The 18,577-nt window shown below is 72.3% G+C and carries 16 protein-coding genes and 1 pseudogene; 2 read left to right on the top strand and 15 right to left on the bottom strand.

Annotated elements, in window-relative coordinates:
• Positions 1-161: 161 nt before the first annotated feature.
• The 14 genes and pseudogenes from ACLJQE_RS43185 to ACLJQE_RS43250 form a co-directional block, all read right to left on the bottom strand.
• Positions 162-704, bottom strand: a complete 543-nt coding sequence (locus ACLJQE_RS43185; RefSeq protein ID WP_410645663.1) for a YbaB/EbfC family nucleoid-associated protein — start codon at positions 702-704, stop codon at positions 162-164.
• Complete coding sequence (locus ACLJQE_RS43190; protein ID WP_410645664.1) at positions 701-1,045, bottom strand: type VII secretion target; 345 nt, start codon at positions 1,043-1,045, stop codon at positions 701-703. Before ACLJQE_RS43190 ends, ACLJQE_RS43185 begins: the two co-directional genes overlap by 4 nt.
• A 4-nt stretch (positions 1,046-1,049) precedes the next feature.
• The gene (locus ACLJQE_RS43195; protein ID WP_410645665.1) at positions 1,050-3,041 is read right to left on the bottom strand and encodes a hypothetical protein; all 1,992 of its coding nucleotides are present in this window, start codon (positions 3,039-3,041) and stop codon (positions 1,050-1,052) included.
• An 8-nt stretch (positions 3,042-3,049) separates the two neighbouring features.
• On the bottom strand, positions 3,050-3,517 hold the full coding sequence (locus ACLJQE_RS43200; protein ID WP_410645666.1) for a hypothetical protein: 468 nt from the start codon (positions 3,515-3,517) through the stop codon (positions 3,050-3,052).
• Positions 3,518-3,536: 19 nt separating this feature from the next.
• Entirely contained in the window at positions 3,537-4,376 is an 840-nt protein-coding gene (locus ACLJQE_RS43205) for an ESX secretion-associated protein EspG (RefSeq protein ID WP_410645667.1), read from the bottom strand.
• Positions 4,377-4,935: 559 nt separating this feature from the next.
• A complete protein-coding gene (locus ACLJQE_RS43210; RefSeq protein WP_410645668.1) occupies positions 4,936-5,178 on the bottom strand; it encodes a hypothetical protein in 243 nt (80 codons plus the stop codon).
• Positions 5,179-5,292: 114 nt separating this feature from the next.
• Positions 5,293-6,527: pseudogene (locus ACLJQE_RS43215) on the bottom strand (DUF222 domain-containing protein).
• A 34-nt stretch (positions 6,528-6,561) separates the two neighbouring features.
• Complete coding sequence (locus tag ACLJQE_RS43220) at positions 6,562-6,816, bottom strand: hypothetical protein (RefSeq protein WP_410645669.1); 255 nt, start codon at positions 6,814-6,816, stop codon at positions 6,562-6,564.
• A gap of 227 nt (positions 6,817-7,043) precedes the next feature.
• Positions 7,044-7,703 (bottom strand): flavin reductase family protein, encoded by a 660-nt coding sequence (locus ACLJQE_RS43225; protein ID WP_410645727.1) that lies wholly within the window; start codon positions 7,701-7,703, stop codon positions 7,044-7,046.
• A gap of 156 nt (positions 7,704-7,859) precedes the next feature.
• A complete protein-coding gene (locus tag ACLJQE_RS43230) occupies positions 7,860-8,672 on the bottom strand; it encodes an FAD binding domain-containing protein (protein ID WP_410645670.1) in 813 nt (270 codons plus the stop codon).
• Positions 8,669-9,139, bottom strand: coding sequence for a (2Fe-2S)-binding protein (locus ACLJQE_RS43235; protein WP_410645671.1), 471 nt, complete (start codon positions 9,137-9,139; stop codon positions 8,669-8,671). The genes ACLJQE_RS43230 and ACLJQE_RS43235 overlap by 4 nt, the downstream gene beginning before the upstream one ends.
• Positions 9,136-11,397 (bottom strand): xanthine dehydrogenase family protein molybdopterin-binding subunit, encoded by a 2,262-nt coding sequence (locus ACLJQE_RS43240; protein ID WP_410645672.1) that lies wholly within the window; start codon positions 11,395-11,397, stop codon positions 9,136-9,138. Before ACLJQE_RS43240 ends, ACLJQE_RS43235 begins: the two co-directional genes overlap by 4 nt.
• Positions 11,398-11,427: 30 nt before the next feature.
• Positions 11,428-12,183 carry a sulfite exporter TauE/SafE family protein gene (locus ACLJQE_RS43245; RefSeq protein WP_410645673.1) on the bottom strand — a complete coding sequence of 252 codons (756 nt, stop codon included), beginning with the start codon at positions 12,181-12,183 and terminating at the stop codon, positions 11,428-11,430.
• A 98-nt stretch (positions 12,184-12,281) separates the two neighbouring features.
• Positions 12,282-14,210 (bottom strand): hypothetical protein, encoded by a 1,929-nt coding sequence (locus tag ACLJQE_RS43250; RefSeq protein ID WP_410645674.1) that lies wholly within the window; start codon positions 14,208-14,210, stop codon positions 12,282-12,284.
• A 148-nt stretch (positions 14,211-14,358) separates the two neighbouring features.
• Here ACLJQE_RS43250 and ACLJQE_RS43255 point away from each other — a divergent pair, with 148 nt between their 5' ends.
• Both ACLJQE_RS43255 and ACLJQE_RS43260 read left to right on the top strand, forming a co-directional pair.
• A complete protein-coding gene (locus ACLJQE_RS43255; RefSeq protein ID WP_410645728.1) occupies positions 14,359-15,462 on the top strand; it encodes a discoidin domain-containing protein in 1,104 nt (367 codons plus the stop codon).
• Between the two features lie 82 nt (positions 15,463-15,544).
• The gene (locus tag ACLJQE_RS43260; RefSeq protein WP_410645675.1) at positions 15,545-16,546 is read left to right on the top strand and encodes a LacI family DNA-binding transcriptional regulator; all 1,002 of its coding nucleotides are present in this window, start codon (positions 15,545-15,547) and stop codon (positions 16,544-16,546) included.
• A 41-nt stretch (positions 16,547-16,587) separates the two neighbouring features.
• Here the strand turns inward: ACLJQE_RS43260 and ACLJQE_RS43265 are convergent, their stop codons facing one another.
• Positions 16,588-18,279: a discoidin domain-containing protein gene (locus ACLJQE_RS43265; RefSeq protein ID WP_410645676.1), complete on the bottom strand. Its 1,692-nt coding sequence runs from the start codon at positions 18,277-18,279 to the stop codon at positions 16,588-16,590.
• Positions 18,280-18,577 lie beyond the last annotated feature (298 nt).

Genomic DNA, 18,577 nt, shown 5'->3' on the forward strand with positions numbered 1-18,577 from the left:
CATCGCCATCGACAACGCATCCAACGCCGTCCCGACAGCACCGAGCGCCACCGACGCCCAATCCCCGCTCTCGATCGCCGACTTCAGATCATTCGCCGACTCCAGCAGCGAAATCCCCGAATACGCCGTGGTGGAGTCCTTAGTCTCCGCGACCAGCGGATTCACCACGGATTGTTGTCCTCATCCTCGGCAGCGGCGGGCCGCCGCTGCGGCTGCGGCGTTCCGGGGGCGGGCGGGGCCGCCGCGCCACCCGAGGGGGCAGGCGGCACCGGCCCGGGCGGAGCGGGTGGCTGCTCATCCGGTTCGTCCGGGTCGGGGAACCGGCCGCGCAGGGAGTCGAGCAGTGCGCCGCGGGTGTCGGGGTCTTCGTCGCCGAGCTGCTCGGCCATCACCCCGGCGACGCGGTCGGCGATGCCGGACTGGGCCCGGCGCATCGTCGTCAGGATCTGCCGCGACAGCTCCTCCAGGGGGAACGACTTGACCTTGTTCGAGAACGTCAGGTCGGTGACGGTGCCGTCCGCACCGACGGTCACGCTGACCGCGCCGTCGGAGCTGGTCGCGGTCAGCCGCAGCCGCTCGGTCTGCTCCTGCGCCGCCTGGTAGCGCTGCGCCTTCGCCGCGAACCCGGCCGCCCAGTCGTCCATCCGGCGGATCGTCTCGTCGGGGTCCCGCATCAGGTCCCCCAGCCCGTTGGGCCCGGTCATGACCGCACCTTCGCTTCCCCCGAGCGCGACGAGGCCGCGAGCTGACGCTCGAACGGCTGCGCGTTGCCTTCTTCGCCTTCCCGGTAGGACTTCGCGGCCGACGTGACGTTGTCCGCCAGCCCGCGCACCCCTTCCGCGGACGCCGTCAGCGCGTCCTTCGCCTGCTCGTTCGTCGGCCGGATGATCGGCGGGAGGAAGGCGCACAGCAGCCCGTAGGCGTGGTCCGACATCGCCGTTTCGGCCGCGGAGCTCGCCGTGTTGAGCCGGTCCACCAGGCTCTCGACGTGACTCGCGTGCGCGACCAGGTCATCCGGTTCGACCTCGAAGCCGGGGGCCGTCATGCCGTCACTTCCAATCCTGGTTCTTCCAGTCACCGATCACCGGAGGCGCGACGGCCTCCTCGCCCGCGAAGAAGTTCGGGTCGTCGCTTTCGAGGTAGTCGGCTGCCTTGTGTTCCTTGTCGTCTTCGCCCTGGCCACCGCGGGCGCCGGCACCCATCCCGCCCATGCCCGGGGTGCCCGCCGCGCCGGCCGCACCGCGGCCCGACGTCGCGTTGCGCGCCGCCGCCGCTTCGGCTTCCGCGGCCGCGCCGAAGGCGGCACCACCGCTGAGGTTGCCCCCACCGCGCAGGCCCGCGCCGCCGGCACCGGCCGCCCCACCGGCACCGATCCCACCGGCCCCGGCCCCACCGGCACCGGAGCCGCCGATCCCGCCGAGGGAACCGCCTCCGGCTCCACCGCCGCCGCTCAGGCCACCCAGCCGGCTGGCGATGCTTTCGCCGTTGATCCCGCCGCCGCGCCCGATGGTCGGCATCTTGCCGGTGCCGGTGCCGGTGGGCAGGCCGGTGATCGGGTCGATGCCGGGCGGGGTGAACCCGGGGATCGGGTTGCCGCCGCGGACGGTCCCGCCGCCCCCGCCGGAAATGTCCGGGATGTGGGGGATCGACGGCGGGGTGTACCCGCTGCCGCCGGTGCCCCCGGTGTTCGGGATGCCGGACGGCGTAAAGCCGGACGACGTCGTCGAGTCGTCGAAGCCCGGGAGTGACGAGCCGGGGATGCCGGCGCCGCTGAAGTTGCCGCCGGGCAGCTCCGGGGTGTCGAAGTTCGGCGGCGTGAAGCCTGCGCCGCCCGCGCCGCCGGCACCGCCGCTCGCCGCCGGGATGCCCGCGCCGGAGAAGCCCGCGCCGCCGGCGCCGGCGCCGGCGCCGGCGCCCCCGCCACCGGGGATGCCGCTGCCGGAGAAGCCGGAACCGCCCGAGCCGTCCCCGGGGATGCCGGGGACGCCCGCTCCGCTGCCACCCGCTCCGGCGCCGCCCGCTCCGATCCCGCCGGCCGCGCCCGCGCCGCCCAGCGCCGCCACGTTGGCGTCGACCGGGGTGTCCGGGGTCACGCCGTCCCTCGCGGTCCGCGCCATCAGCGGCTGCACGTCACCACCCGCCCCGGCGCCGCCCCGCGCGACGTTCTGCCGGGTCGCGGTCGCCGTCGGCAGCTTCGGCGGGGCCGGGAACCGCGGGGTGGCGACCGCGCCGCCGATGGTCTCGTCGTACTGCGTCATGATCTGCGCGGCGTGCTCCCGCGCGGCCTGCTGCGCCCGGTAGGTCTGCACGGCCTCGCCCGCGGCCGCCGCGTACTGCACCGGGTCGGTCATCGACATCAGGCGCTGGTTGGTCGACTGCAGGTCGAACTGCACCGGCGGGTTGGCGGCCATCTGCCGCTGGGTCTCGTTGAGCGCCTGGGAGTGGATTTCCTGCTGCCGCCCGGCGAGCGTCGCGCCCTGTGCGGTCGCGCCGAGCCACTTGCCGACGCCGGCGAGGTGCGCGCGGACGGCGTCACCGGCGTCGCCCTCCCAGTTGGCGGCGCTGGCGTTGATCGCCCCGGCGAGGCTCTTCTGGTGCGTGCCCAGGTCGTTGCCGACGCGCACCCACTCTTCCGAAGTCTCCGCGACGGTCGCCGAGTTGGCGTCGAGCGTGATGGCTTCGTTCATCTGCTCGTGGCTGGCGTTGTTCCACAGCGTCCGCGGCGCCCCGCCGGTCTCGCGCATGGCGAGGCCTTCGTCGAGGCCGTGCTTGGCGTCGGCGAGGTGCTGCTCGTAGAGGTCCTGGATCCGCCGGTCGCGCAGCACGGGGTCGACGACCGGGCCGAGCCAGCCGCGCCGGATCTCGTCGTCGACCTGCCGGGTGGCCATCTCCCGGATCTGGTCGCCCGAGGGCGACTTGTCCGAAGTCAGCGGCCCGACGTAGTACTTCGACGACGAGTCGGCGGTGACGTCGTAGAGGGGGCTGCGCGGGTTGTAGTCCGGGGACGAGGGGTCCGACACGGATTGGGCGGTGGGTGCCACGGTCTCCCTCAGCTCTGGTCGGCGGCCGGGAGCGACGTCAGCGTCTCGCGCGTGCTCTCTTCCCGGGATTTGTAGTTCTTCTTCGCCAGCTTGATGGCCTCGACGTAGGTCGGGAACTCCTGCCGCGCGGCCTGCAGCTGGGTGAGCAGCCCGTGGTCGTCGGCGGCGGTGCTCACCATGTGCGCCGAGACCCACTGCCCGGTGGCGGTCCGGCTCATCGCGGGCGCGTCCTGCAGCCGCTGCAGCGTGGCCCACCGCGCTTCCAGCGACTCGAGCACGCCTTCGAGCGCTTCGATCAGCTGGTTGCCGGTGGTGTCGTCGACCGCGAAGCCGCCACTTTGGGCGAGCCGCTTCAGCTGGGCCCCGGCGAGGCCGACGCGCACGGCGGCCATCGCCTTCACCTCGGGGGTGGCGGCGGTCTGCATCTGCATGGTGGCCTGGAGAGCCTGGGCCGCGGCCTCGGTCTCTTCGGACATCAGGACTGTTCCTCCCCGATCAGTAGACGGCCGCGATCGCGTCGCGGATGGCGCGCGCGAGGTCGGCCCGCCCGGCGGGCACGTATTCCGCGGTGAGTTCGCCGGCCTCACCGGTCCGGGTGTGCACCAGGTACCGGCCGTCGGCGGTGTCGAGCCAGCTCAGCGGCTCACCGGCGAGCCGCCCCCGCCGTCCTTGCGCACTGACGGCAATGTGCCCACCCCCCAGCCGAGGTTCGGCAAGCACCCGTTCGAGCACGGCGACATCGGAGGGTTTCGGAGCCGCCGGCCGCCGCCCGGGCCGCACGACGGCCTTGACCTCGATCATCCCGAAGGCATCGGTCTCTTCTTCGTCGAACTCGGCGTCCGCGATCCGCTTCGCGGTCATCGCGGAAACCGCCCGCCCGGCAGCCCGGTGCACGACGTGCCGCCCGGTGGTGGCGGCGGGAGCCGGGGGAAGCACCCCGGTGACGACCTCGACGAGGTCTTCGTCGGCGAACAGCGAGAACAGCAGCTCATCGGTGTCCGGAGCCTGCGTGATCCCGAGGGCTTGGGCCCCATCGCTGACGACGAGAACGGCCACATCGGCCCCCAGCCCGTCAATCCCGCTGACGGCGACCGAAACGCGAGGTTCGGCGAGGAGTTCGAAGGCGGTCCGCACACCGGGGTGCAGCTCACCGGTGACGGAGAGCCGCCGTTCCTCGAGCGCGTCGTAGACCTGCCGCGCAACGCGCACGAACCGCACGGGATCGGTGGGCAGGTTCCCGGCCCGGAGCGGGTACCGCCGAACATCGCCCCCGGTAGCCCGCCCGACGACGAGTGCTTCGAAGACCTCGAGGACGAACTCGAACCGCTCCGCCATTTCCCCTCGCCGGATCCTTTTCGTCAAACCTTCAAGCAAGTTCCTTGATGAACATTAGCAGTGCGGCAAGGGCGGGCGTCGGCACCGCCACCCGGATGCCCGAAAGACCACGATCCCCTGGACCAGGCGGGCAAAGCCCTCCTCGACGGAGCGGCGAGGCCACCTTGCCGACGGGTCGTTCGTGGGCCGCACCGGGATCAGCCGCCCGTTGCGCCGATTGCGCCGATTGCGCCGATTGCGGATCGCCGATCCCAGCGGCGACCACGCCAGGCCATGAACGCGAGGGTGGCAGCCCGGCGAAGGCCCGCAGCAGCGGCGATCGCGGCCGCGGCAGGCCCAGTTCGCAGCGGCCACGATTGCCGCCGCGGCAGGACCGGTTACAGGTCCACGCTCGCGGCGGCGACCACGGCGGGGCAACGAACGCGACGGTGGCAGCCCGGCGAAGGCCCGCAGCAGCGATGATCGCGGCCACGGCAGGACTGGTTGTGGGGTCGGCGCTCGCGGCGGGCGTCGATCGTGACGATGGCAGCCCGGCGGAGGTCGACAGCAACGGCAGCGATCACCGTGACGGCGGGACCAGATGCGTGGTCGCCGAACGCGGCGGCGACCACGGCGAGACGATGATGGCGGCCCTGCGCAGGCCGGCAGCAGCGACCGCGGCCACGGCAGGACCAGTTGCAAGGACGGCGATCGCGGCGGTGAGGCAAACCAGGGCGTGCTCTTCGAAGCCGAGCCTGCCGGGAGCAGCGGGCTCGGCGAGGCAGCAGGCTCGGCGGGCGATGTCGTCGGCCGGTGGGAGCAAGACCGGTTCGTATCGGAGCCATTGACTTCTGCTCCGTCGCGCCAGCGAGCGGATGGCCGCTGTCTGGACGTGGGCGTGGGCCCGTAGCCGTGTGGCTGCGGGCCTTTCCCGTGTTCAGGCTGCGAAGGGCAGCGGTTCGTGGAGGTTGTTGCGTCTGGGTTTTCGACGTCGGTCGATAAACACCGGTGGAAGGAACTCGGGTAGACCATCGGCGGCGATCCGGACTTCCCAGCCCGAGCGGTGCAGCAACCGGTGGTGGTGAGCGCACATCAGCACCAGGTTGCCGAGATCGGTCGGGCCACCGTCAGCCCAGTGGCGAATGTGGTGGCCTTGGCAGTGCCGGGGTGGCCGATGACAGCCAGGGAACGCACAGCCACGGTCCCGCAAAAACAGGGCGCGGCGGAGCCCAGCGGAGATCAACCGGCGGAGCCGCCCGAGGTTGAGAGGTTCACTCTTGTCACCCAGCACGGCGGGGATGATCATGGCGTCGCAGGCGTGCACGCGGGCTTCGGCGGCCGACATCTCCCCGGTATCCCCAAGAGTTGCCGCACCCACACCCGACTTCAGGTCCTCGAGAGACACCGCAACCATGACGTGGGCTCGTTCCCCGGCCTGCATCGGCAGCTCTGGGGAGTTGAGGGCGAGGTCGATGGCGTCGGAGAAGGCGCCGCCGTAGCGCTGCGGCAGTGTACGGAGGTCGGGGCCGTCGTCGCTGGTGCGGCGTTCGGCCAAGGCATCGAGCAGGGCGCTGGCGCGGGTGCCGGTTTCGTCATCGAACCGGGCGTTCAGCTCCCAAGTGCCGGATCTCTTGCGTCGCAGGAACAGCTCCCGCGGCGGGATCACCGGGTCGGCGACGGCGGGTTCCTCGCCGTCAGGGGCCAGGTGGGCAAGGATGCGAGCCCCCAGCGCGGCGACCTGCTTGTGTCCGGCCTCGGCGGCAAAGGTGAGCAGGTCGGCCTCGGCGCTGGCGTGGTGTTCGGGCGGAACCTGGCCGAGGACATCGGTGATGACGTCGATCATGGGGTTACTCAACGCCCCGCCCGGGCAGCAACACCGGTCGCCGGAGCCAAGGCGGAAATCGGGCTCCCGTCGAGGGTGCGGCCCGGATTCACCAGACGGGCCCGCTTCACGATCCGTTCAGCAGCGGACTTCGGGATATCGGCCAGCTGCTCCAGCAACCGGGCCGCGGAGCGGTAGCCGAACAGCTCCATCACCCCACGCTGCTCAACCTCCACCAGCACAGCACCCAGCTCCGCCTCCGCAGACCGCATACACGCCACCAGCTCACCGATGCGGTCGGCCAAAGCCACCGCATCAGAAGAGGAGGAGAGTGCTGCGTTGCTGGTCATACCTCCAAACTACCGGCTATCGAACACTCGTTCATCACACGAACGGGTGCACCTGTGAAGGGAATGTCGATAGTTGTTGGCAGCCAAGGGTTTCCCGTGATGGCGTCGCGGACTGCAGCGATGAGGTGGAGGCCGTTCTTGCGGGCAGTGCGCGGGCCGCCGGAGATTTCAGCTGGGCTTTGATCACGCGTAGGTCGCGTTCGGCTTGGTTGTTGGTGAACGGGACCAGTTCACGCAGATGGCGGGCGTTGCAGCGCGCATGGTTGCGCCCGAAGTCCTGGTACGACATCAGTCCATCGTGGACGGCGACACCACGGAACCGGGCGAGGATCCCGAGCTCCCGCCACGCTAAGGGGGCAAGTAGGCGGTCAGATGCGGGTGCAGGCCACATGCAGTCACCAGCCGAATGACCCGGCGCGGTCAGTGCGGCGGCAGATCCGCGCCGCACCCCGAACGGGTGCACCTGAAAAGGTCACGCCGCTAGTTATTGACAGCCAAGGATTTCCGGTAATGACGTCACGGAGTGCGGCGATGACGTAGAGGTCGTTCCTGCGGCCGGTCCGACGACGACGCCACCCGCCGAGCCCGCTCGATATCCGGCCCACGATAAAGCCGCTCAGGAATCCGGGCCAGTGTAGAAGGGTGCACCTGCGGCCCCAGTCCGTAGAACTTCTGGAAACTCATGATCAACGGGCGCCAGGCGTCCGGATCAATACGGTCCTCCGTGCCGGCCAGGCGGATTGACTCGTGGACGAACACGCGCTGAACCCGGACCTCGAACGCGACCACTCCCCCGCCGTCGCCCACCGGGTGGACCTCCTCGACCACGACCTCCATCGCCACCGGGCACTCGCCGACCCGAGGTGGGCGGACCGTTGACGACGTCACCGGGGTCAAGCCGGCGCGGGTGAACTTGTCCGCCACGTGGAAGTAGCCGCGCTCCTGCTTGCCGGCCGGTACCGGGTCCGAGCCGGTCGTCAGTGCGAGCCGGTCGACCTCCGGGGCCATTGACTCCGAAGGCAGGTTCAGGACGCCTTCGCGGGTGCGCAACAGGTTCTGCGCGGTCTTCGAACGAGCTCCGAGCCCGAGCAGCGCGCGCCAGCCGAGCCAGAACGCCGATGACATCGGGGCCAGGTTGGCCGAACCGTCTTCGTTGGTACTGGAAACCAACACCACCGGTGTACCGAAATACAGGATGCCCGGCTCGATGGGAATGTGTTCGGCTGTCTTCACGCCACCGATCCTGCCGTCCACACCGGACTCGCCGCTGGCGGGAATCGGCCATCGCGATCAAGAGGGGCGGCACCGGTGGGACAGTGCCGCCCCCGAGGCCTACCGCGAAGCCTGCGTCAACGCCCGCCGCGTCAGGACGCGGGCCAGGTGACGGCGGTACTCCGACGTTGCATGGGGCTCGTCCGGCGGGTTCGTGCCCTCCGCCGCCAGTGCCGCCGCGTCCTCGATCGATGCCCCCGCCGCCAGTGCCTCCTCCGTGGCGACGGCTCGCAGCGGCACGCCGCCCATGTTCACCAGGCCGACGCGGCCGCCCACGACCGTCACCCCGACCATCGCCCAGTCGATCGCGCGGCGGGTGAACTTCTCGAAGCCCCAGCCCTGGCCCGTCTGGGCCGGGAGGCGGATCTCCGTCAGCAGCTCCGCGGGCTCGAGCGGCGTCGTGAACGGGCCGAGGAAGAACTCCGCCGCCGGGATGCGGCGCTCCCCCGACGGGCCGCGGGCCACCAGGACCGCGTCCGAGGCGAGGATCGCCGCCGGCAGGTCGGCCGCCGCGTCCGCGTGCACCAGGGATCCGCCGATCGTGCCGCGGTGGCGGACCTGGCGGTCACCCACCTCGCCGGACACGTGCGCCAGCAGCGGTGCGTGCGCCAGCAGCACCGGGTCACGCACCAGCGAGCTGTACCGGGACAACGCGCCGATGACGACCTCGTCACCCTCCAGGCGGACGTACCGCAGCTCGTCGAGCGGGGCGATGTCCACCAGGTACTCCGGCGCGGCCAGCCGCAGCTTCATCAGCGGCAGCAGGGAATGCCCGCCCGCGAGCACCTTGGCGTCGTCGCCGTGCGAGGCGAGCAACGCCAGTGCTTCGTCCACAGTGGACGCACGGAGGTACTGGAACGACGCGGGGATCACCGGTCCACCTCCTGCCCCGACGCGTCGATCACGGCGCTGACGATGTTGTGGTAGCCCGTGCAGCGGCAGAGGTTCCCCTCGAGCCCGGCGCGGACCTCGTCGCGGGCCGGCTTCGGGTTGTCGGCCAGCAGCGACACCGACGCCATGATCATCCCCGGCGTGCAGAACCCGCACTGCAGGCCGTGCTGCTCCTGGAACGCCTGCTGCACCGGGTGCAGCGGACCGTCCGAAGAGGACAGGCCCTCGACGGTGGTGACGGCGTGGCCGTCGGCCTGCGCGGCCAGCACGGTGCAGGACTTGACCGACTCGCCGTCGAGCAGCACCGTGCAGGCACCGCAGGACGTCGTGTCGCAGCCGACGTTCGTGGCGGTCAGGCCGGCGGTGTCGCGCAGGAAGTGCACCAGGAGCGTCCGGTCCGGCACCTCCTCCGTCAGTGACCGCCCGTTGACCTCGATCGAGACCTTCACTGCGCGTTTCCCTTCCCGGCTTCTTCGAGTGCGGCCCAGACCCGGATCGGGGTCGTGGGCATGTCCAGGTGGTACACGCCGCGGGCCGAAAGCGCGTCGACCACGGCGTTGTGCACCGCCGGCGTCGAACCGATCGTCGCCGCTTCGCCGATCCCCTTCACGCCCAGCAGGTTCCGGTCGGTCGGGGTCGCCATGTCGACGAGCTCGAAGTCCGGCAGCTCGGCGGCGGTGACGAACGAGTAGTCCGCCAGCGTCGCGGTCGTCGGGTTGCCGTCGTCGTCGTAGGTGACGACCTCCATGAGCGCCTGCGCCGCGCCCTGCCCGAGCCCGCCGTGGCGCTGGCCGCGGAAGGTGAGCGGGTTGACGATCGGGCCGGCGTCGTCGACGGCGATGATCCGGCGCAGGTCGACCTTGCCGGTCTCGGTGTCGACCTCGACGACGGCGAGGTGCGCGCCGAACGGGAACGTCGGCGCGCCGCCGCCGAACCAGACGTCGGCCGAGAGCTTGCCCTCGCTGGCGGTTTCGGCGACCTGCGCCCAGCTGAGCACGGTGCTCGACGGCGCGCCGCGGACCTGCCAGACGCCGCGCGCGGCGTCCAGTTCGAGGTCGTCCGGCGCCGCTTCCAGCAGGTCGGCCGCCAGCTCACGAGCCTGGGCGATCACCTCTTCGGCCGCCTGCCGGATCGCCGAGCCGCCCAGCTGCAGCGACCGGGAGCCGAACGTGCCGACCGCCTTCGGCACCTCGTCGGTGTCGCCGTACCGGACGGTGATCTTCTCCAGCGGAACGCCGAGCTGGTCGGCCAGCAGCATCGCCAGCGACGTGCCGAGCCCCTGCCCGTGCGGTGAACTGCCGGTCCACGCGACGACCGAGCCGTCCGGGTGGAGGTCGACGCGGCCGCTCTCGCCGCCGCCGTCACCGCCGGTGATCTCGACGTAGGCCGCGATGCCCAGGCCGAGCTCGACGGGGTCGCCCGCCTCCCGCCGGCGCCGCTGCTCGGCCCGCAGTTCCGCGTACCCGGCGGCGTCCAGCGCCTTGTCCAGCGCCGCGGCGTACTCGCCCGTGTCGTAGGACGCCCCGGTCGGCGACTGGTACGGGAACTCCTCCGGCCGGATGAAGTTGACCCGGCGGACGTCGGCCGGGTCCAGCCCGATCTCGGCGGCGAAGCGGTCCATCGCCCGTTCGACGGCGGCCGTCGCCTCCGGACGGCCGGCCCCGCGGTAGGCCCCGACCGGCGTGGTGGTGGTGACGACCGCGCGGCTGCGGGTCTCGACCTTGGGGAACCGGTAGACGCCGACGGCCATCAGCTCGGTCAGCGTCGGCAGCAGCAGCATCCGCGGGTACGCGCCGGTGTCCTGGACGACGTCGAGGCGGTACGCGAGCACCGTGCCGTCGCGGTTGCCGCCGATGGTCACGGTGTTCCGCTGGGCGCGGCCGTGCGTCATCGCCGTGAGGTTCTCGCTGCGCGACTCGACCCAGCGCACGCCCCGGCCGAGCTGCTTGGCCGCCCAGCCGAGCACGGTCGCCTCGGGGTCCGCGCCGATCTTCGCGCCGAACCCGCCGCCGACGTCCGGCGCGATCACCCGCACCGACTCTTCGCCGACGCCGAGGCTCGCGGCCAGCTGGCTCCGGGCCATCTGGGCGTTCTGCGTGGACAGCCAGGCCGTCAGCCTGCCGTCGCCCCACACGCAGGCCGCGCCGCGCACTTCGAGCGGCGCCGGCGCGACGCGCTGGTTGAGGATGGTCTGGCTGACGACGACTTCGCAGTCTTCGAAGATCGTGTCGTCGAACTCCGGTGCGCCCTTGACCTGCACGATGTTGCTGCCGTGCTCGGGGAACAGCAGCGTCTCGCCCGCCAGGGCCGCGTCGATCGTCGCGACGGCTTCCAGCGGCTCGTAGTCGATGTCGACCAGCTCGGCCGCGTCGGCCAGCTGGTAGCGCTCTTCGGTGACGACGAGGGCGACCGGTTCGCCGACGTAGCGCACCACCTCGCCGGCCAGCCACGGTTCCGGCACCGGCCCCGCCGGGCGCGGGGCGAACCCGAGGTCCGCGGCGGTGAACACGCCGAGCACGCCCGGCGCCTCCTTCGCCGCGCTCACGTCGATGCCGCCGATCCGCGCGTGCGCGATCGGACTGCGCACGAAAACCGCGTGCGCGGCACCGGTAAGCGCTTCCGCCCGCAGGTCGTCCACGTAGGTGCCGCCCGCGGTGATCAGATTCCGGTCTTCCCGCCGGACCACCCTGGTCCCGACAATGCTCATCTGGTCTCCTGCTCGCCGATACCCCGCCGATCATGCCCGCAGGCCGAGGACGACCGCCAGGGCCAGTCCGCCGATTCCGATCCCGATCCGCAACGGCGTCGCCGGCAGCCGGCGCACGAGCACGGAGCCCAGCCACGAGCCGCCGAGCGAACCGAGGCAGACAGCGAGGGCGGCCGGCCAGACCACCTTGCCGGTGACCGAGAAGACGATTGCGGCAAGCAGGTTCGCCGAGCCGGTGACCAGGTTCTTCGCCGCGTTGGTCCGCGCCAGCGGCTGGCTCCAGACGGTGACCAGCAGCGCGAGCATGAGCACGCCCGCGGCGGCACCGAAGTAGCCGCCGTAGACGCCGATCAGGAAGGCGAGCACGGCGGTCGCCGGGCTGAGGCCGTGGTGCTCGGCGCCTTCGGCCAGCCGGCGCAGCCGCGGTCCGGCCAGCAGCACCAGCGACGCCCCGCCGATCAGCCACGGCACGATGACGGTGAACGCGGCGGACGGCGTCAGCAGCAGCACGAGGCCGCCGCACGCCCCGCCGACGGTGGTGATGGCGCAGAGCGGGACGAGCCGCCGCCGCTGCCCGGCCAGCTCCGGGCGCGCCCCGGCCGCGGCGCCCACGGTGGTGCCGAGCATGGCGACGGTGTTGGTGACGTTGGCGGTCACCGGCGGCAGCCCGGCGGCGAGCAGCGCGGGGTAGGACACCAGCGACGCGAGCCCGGCGGTCGCCCCGGTCAGGCCGGCCCCGACGCCGGCCAGCACGAGCAGGACCAGCACCCACGGGTCGATGATCACGTTGTCATCTCACCACGGCCGCGGTCGCGGCTCTTGCTCCGGACCGTGGCGGAGCTCGAAGACCGGCCGGAACCGCACGACCGGCCCCGTATAGGGCGTTATACGCATTGGGTGCCTTGTCCGAAACCGGACGGGATCCGGCGCCGGGCTTGCCCGCCCCGGTGAAGGCGCCCCAGAATCCGCGCCGACAAGGTTGTCAACAAAGGGAGACCGCGGGCATGGGCGAGCTGGACCGGCGGCGAGCGCTCCGCCTCCTGGGGGCGGGCGGAACGGCGGCGGCGCTGGCCTCGGGCCTGCTCCCGGGCCTCGCCGGAGCGGCGAGCGGGGCAGGAGCGAGCGGTGCGGCAGCAAGCGGGGCTCCGGCGCCCGACCCGGTCGCCGCGACCTACCTGCGTGTGCTGCTGCGGCACACGCGCTGGGCCGAGCAGCAGTTCGACCCGGTCGCCGGCACCTACCCGGCCCGGGACTTCACCTTCGCCGTCGTGCTCGGCAACGCCGTGCTGCTCACCCGCGACGGCTACGACGCCACGATCGCCGGCGTCGGCCGGGAGACCCTCCGCGCACACACCCTGGCCACGATCCGGCGCTTCGCCGCGTCGAACCGGCTGGCCGGCGGTTCCGAGTGGGGCCGGAAGCTGTTCTTCGACACCACCTTCCAGTCGTACTTCGTGCTCGCCGCCCGTCTCTTGTGGACGGATCTGGACGACGCGACCCGGCAGCACGTCGAGGGCATCACCGCCGGGCAGGCCGCCTACACCACCGCGCTCGGCACCGGCGACGACCCGGACTCCGGCAGCTGGACGCCCAACGGCCTGCGTGGCGGCCACGTCGGCGACACCAAGCTCGAAGAGATGGGCGTCTACGCCCAGTCGCTGGCCCCCGCGCTCGCGTGGGCACCCACCGACCCGCGGGCGGGCGAGTGGCGCGCCGCCTTCGGCGCCTGGAGCCGCAACGAAGCCGGCCTGCCCGCCGCCGACCTGGCCAACCCGCGGCTCGTCGACGGCCGTCCGATCAGCGCGAACACCGCCACGAACCTCTACGACACCTTCCTCGTCGAGAACCACGGTTCGTTCGGCCCGCACTACCAGGAGGAGCTCTGGCGCACCTCCGGCCGCAACGCGATGCACTTCCTCGCCGCCGGCACGCCGCTGCCGGAGGTGCTCACCGCGCAGCCGAACGGCGAACGGCTCTGGCGCACCATGCTGCTGATGACCAGCGACGCCGGCGAGCCGCTGATGCCGATGGTCGCCGACCGCGAACACCTCTACGGCCGCGACGTCATCCCGCTGGCCTTCCGCGCCCAGGTGCTCGGCGACCGCCACGCCGCCCGCGCCGAGGCCGACCTCGCCGCCCGCCTCGAGCCCTACCAGGCCTACGCGCCCGCCGATCGGATCACGAAGTTCTCCGGCGAGCCGAAGTACGAGCCGGAGGCCCGCGCCGAACTCGCCATCAGCTACCTGCTGCACGAGTGGCGCGCCGCGCACGGCGGCCCGGTCGTCCCGGTGGACCAGCGCGAGTTCGACGCCCACGCCGCCGGGGTCGCCGACTTCGGTCCCGGCCCGGGCCTGCTCGCCCACCGCTCCCCCGCCGCCTGGGCGGGCACGGTCAGCAAGCCCGGCTTCGTCAAGTTCGCCTGGCAGCCGCACCACGACGACTGGCTCTTCGTGCTCGGCGGCGCCAACCCGATGCTGCTCCCCGCCACGAACTTCGCGGTGCGGGAGCGGCACGCCACCACCTGGACGAAGGTCCGCGACGGCTTCGACGGCACGGTCGGCGTCCTGCGCTTCGACAGCGGGTATGCCGCGCTCGCCACCCTGCCCACCGGCGCCGCCGTCTACGCCAGCAGCGGCGTCGCTGCGGGCGAAGGCGTGCTGAACGTCCACAACCTCGCGATGCCCGGCGTGCCCGGCCTCGACGGCGACCGCACCTACACCGCCGCCGAAGGGACCGTGACGGTGAAAGCGGGCACCGCACCCACCGGCGCCCGGACCGACGAACCGACCTTCGCCCCGGTCACCGCGCGGCACGTCCGCATGCTCGGCGTCGAGCCCCCCCCCCCAGTACGGCTACTCGCTGTGGGCGTTCGAGGTCCGGGACGGCACTGGACCGGACCTCGCGCGAACCGGGACCGCGTCGGCTTCGTCGGCGTCGCCCGGCAAGGAGGCGAAGTACGCCATCGACGGCGACCCGGCAACGCGGTGGGCAGTGTCCACATCGGACCGGACACGGACGGACAGCCGGCTCGCCGTGGACCTCGGCGCGCCGGCGACGTTCGACCGCGTGCGGCTGAGCTGGGAGGCGGCCGCCGGGCGGAAGTACCGGATCGAAACCTCGCCCGACGGCCTGACCTGGACGCCGGTGGCGACCTACCCGGTCCCCGCCCTGCGCAGCACCGGCGGCCGGCTGGACGTCGACGGCCGCGCCGGGATCGTCGTCTCCGGGCCGAATCCGATCACGGTCGCCGGCGACCGCGTCACGCTCTCGGACGGCCCGGCCGCGCCGCTGCTCGCCGAGCTGTACCCCGGGCCGGTCGGCGCGCGGCCGTCCGGCCGCGTCACGACCACCTCGCCCGCGGTACAGGCGAGTGTCACCGACGGCTTCCTGGTGCTGGTCAACCTCTCCGGCACCGCGGTTCGCGGCACGGCGGCCCTCCCGGGGGAAACCCGGCTGTACCGCGGCGAGCAGATCCTCACCCGGAGCGGCACGGAACTCTCCTACGCGCTGGCTCCGGCGGAAGGCCGCATCGAACCGCCCCGGTTCACCGTGCGGGGTCCGACGGGACTGAAGGCGGTCGTCCGCGACGCGAGCCGGGTCGAGCTCACCGCGCCGGCCGGGGTGCTGCCCGTGCTCGTCACCGTGACGCCGGACGGCGGTCGCGCGCGGTCGGTGCTGCTGCTGCCGGGGCGGACCGTGCCGGTCGTGTTCGCCGGACTCCGGCCCTACCCGCTGGCCGACCGCGCCCTCGGCCGGGTCACCTTCCCCGCCGACCTCCTGCCCCCGGGCATGTCCAGCCCGGCCACGGCCGTCGACGACGATCCGGCGACAGCGTGGCAGCCGGGTCCGGACGGTCGCATGGTCGTCGATCTCGGGGCGGTGACGGAGGTTTCCGCGGTCGAACTGGCCTGGACCCGCGGACACGTGCCCGGCACGACCGTCGAAACCAGCCTCGACGGCGTCACGTACGCGACGGCACGTACCGGGCCGGCCCGGTACGTGCCGGTCCGGACGCGGTGGAAGCCCGGCGACGCAAGCCTCACGCGGCTGTCCGTCCGCACTTGATCGATCTCGGACACCTCGCGGCGGGCCTCCGGGCGAGTACCTTGGCACCACGGAGCTTTCCACCGCCCGATCGGGAGGACGGATGCGCGTCACGATCGCCGAGGTCGCCCGCCGCGCGCGAGTGAGCAAGACGACCGTGTCGCGGGTGCTCAACAACAAGGCCGACGTGGACGCGGCGACCGCGATCCGGGTGCGCGAGGTGATCGCCGCGACCGGCTACATCCCCAGCGCCGGCGCCGTCGGCCTGGCCCGCGGCGTGACGCGCACGGTCGGGATGCTGGTCCCGGGCCTGACCTGGCCGTGGATGGGCGAGGTGCTGCAGGGCGTCGCCGACGTCGTGGAGTCGAAGGGGTACGGCCTGCTGCTGTCCACCGCCAACCGCGGCACCGACTCCCTCGGCGAGTTCTCACGCCAGGTGTCGGCGAAGGCGTTCGACGGCCTCCTGCTGGTGGAACCGCCGGACGCGGTGCGGCACCTGCGGGTGCTGCACGACTCCGGGCTGCCGGTGGTGGTGATCGACGACCGCGGCCGCCGTCCGGCGTTCCCGTCGGTGGGCACGGACAACCGGCAGGGCGGCGCGGCTGCGGCCCGCCACCTGCTGGACACCGGCCGCACCCGGCTCGCCACCGTCACCGGGCCGCGCGAGTTCGGCTGTACCGCCGACCGGCTCAACGGCTTCAACGAAGTGGTCCTCGACGCGGGCCTGACCCTCGACCCACGGCTGATCATCGAGGGCGACTTCACCAGCGAAAGCGGCGAGGCGGCGATCCTCCAGCTCCTCGAAACCGGCCCGGGGTTCGACGCGGTCTTCGCGCACAACGACCTCACGGCGGCGGGCGTGCTGGCCGGCCTGCGCAAGTCCGGCCGCGCGGTGCCGGGGGACGTCGCCGTGATCGGCTTCGACGACATCCCCCTGGCCGCGCACACCCAGCCGCCGCTCACCACGATCCACCAGCCGCTGCGGCAGATGGGCGAAGCGGCGGCCGGCCTGCTGCTGGACCGCCTGGCCGGCGCGCCGGCCCCGGAGGCCCCGCTGATCGTCCCGACGACACTGGTCGTCCGCGAGTCGACCCAGGTGCCGTAGCGTCCACAGTGCCGTAGAGTCCACAGTGGACTACCGGCGCCTCACTGGTACACCCGCACGTAGTCGATCACCATATCCTGCGGCAGGACGGTCCCCGCGCCCGGCGGACCGGGGAAGTCGCCGCCGATCGCGTTGTTGAGGATCAGGAAGAACGGGTGGTCGTACACCCACGGCCCGCGCGTGCTCTCCACGGTGTCCCGGTTGATCGTCTGGAACGCGGTCCCGTCGACGGAGAAGGTCATGTGGGTGGCGTCCCAGTCGAGGCCGAAGCGGTGGAAGCCCGCGGAGACGTCCTGGCCGAGGTCGTACGGCCCGCCGACGCCGCCGGCGCCGTGGTAGGCCGGGGCGTGGAGGGTCGCGTAGGCGAGGTTCGGTGCCTTGCCGACGTGCTCCATGATGTCGATCTCGCCGCAGGCCGGCCACGGCGTGCCGCTGAAGAAGTTCGCGCCCAGCAGCCAGAACGCGGGCCACAGCCCCTGCGTGCCGGACACCTTGATGTTCGCCTCGACGTGGCCGTAGGTGAAGCTGAACTTGCCCGCGGTGTTGATCCGGCCGGAGGTGTACTGGCAGGTGGTGCTGCCGCTGACCGGGTCCGGCGGGCACGCGCTGCCCGGCGTGGCTTCGCGGCGGACCTGGATGACGAGGTTGCCGCGGCCGTCCTGCTTCGCGTTGTTGTTGTTCGTGTAGTACTCGAGTTCGTTGTTGACGCCAGGACCGGTCTCGGCGGTCCACTTGCTCGCGTCGGGGTTGGCACCCGCGGCACCGTTGAACTCGTCGCTCCACACCAGCGTGCCCGGGAAGTGCGGCGCCGGCGGCGCGGGCGGCGGCGGTGCCGGGTTGCCGCCGGTGCCGTAGACGTCGAAGCCCCACAGCGAGTAGCCGTAGCCGTTGGACCGGGCGGTGCCGTACATCCGCACGTACCGGCCGGAACCGTTGACGGCCAGCGTCTCCTTGAACCCCTTGCCCGTGGTGGTCGAGTAGATCGAGGTCCAGTTCGCGTTGTCGTCCGACACCTGCAGCTGGTAGGCGACCGCGAAGGCCGGGTCCCACTGCAGGACGACCCGGTGGACCGCGGCGGGGGCGCCGAGGTCGACGGTGATCCAGCCCGGGTCGACCCAGCCGGTGGTCGCGCTGGTCGCCCAGCGGGTGGCCGGATCGCGGTCGAACGCCTTCGCCGGGAGGCAGCCCGGGCAGGCACCGTCGTTCTGGGACGAGGACGCCGTGCCGGTCTTGCCGTAGGAGAGCAGGACGTCACCGGGCTGGGCCGGGCCGCCGCCGTAGACCTGGAACTCCCACAGCGAATAGCCGTACTGCGTGGCGCGCTGGGTGCCGGTGAGCCGGACGTACCGGCCGCTGCCGGTGACGTTCAGGGTCTGCGTGCCGCCGGCCCCGGTCGTGGTGGCGTGGAGGGAGGTCCAGGTGGTGCCGTCGGTGGACGCCTGGACGGTGAACGCCCTGGCGTAGGCGGCTTCCCAGCTCAGCACGACCTGCGAGAGCTGCTGGGCCGAACCGAGGTCGACCTGCAGGGTCTGCGGGTCGCCGAAGCCGCTCGACCAGCGGGTGCCCGGGTCGCCGTCGACCGCGGCCGAGGCGGGGAAGGCGGCGGATTCGGTCGAAGACGCCGTCACCGGACGGCCTTGGGACAGCAGGGCCGGAGCGGCCCGGGCGATCGGGGCGGTGAGCTGAGCGGCGAGGCTCAGGACGAGGACGGCGAGAACCCGGGTTCCCGTCATGCGGCGTTGCATGGGCACCTCCACGGCGAACCGGCGCCGGGACGGCCTTGTCCCGGCGCTGATCGGCTCACGTGGTCCTCGGCGCGGGTGTGGGTCCCGCGCCGCGGCACGCTCTTACTTCAAGCTATAAATAAAGAGTCGTAAAATGTCAACGGCACTGCGCCGGGCGGTCGCCGGGCACGCCGGACACTGGTCCGGGCGAACGAATCCGCGCCGGATCCTTGACTCCGCCGAACCCGGCGCTGTTAACTGCGAGCTCACCGACGGAACCGGTTCCGTGACCGCCACCCGGGACGGC

The organism is Amycolatopsis sp. lyj-346 (assembly GCF_046548975.1).
Lineage (GTDB): Bacteria > Actinomycetota > Actinomycetes > Mycobacteriales > Pseudonocardiaceae > Amycolatopsis.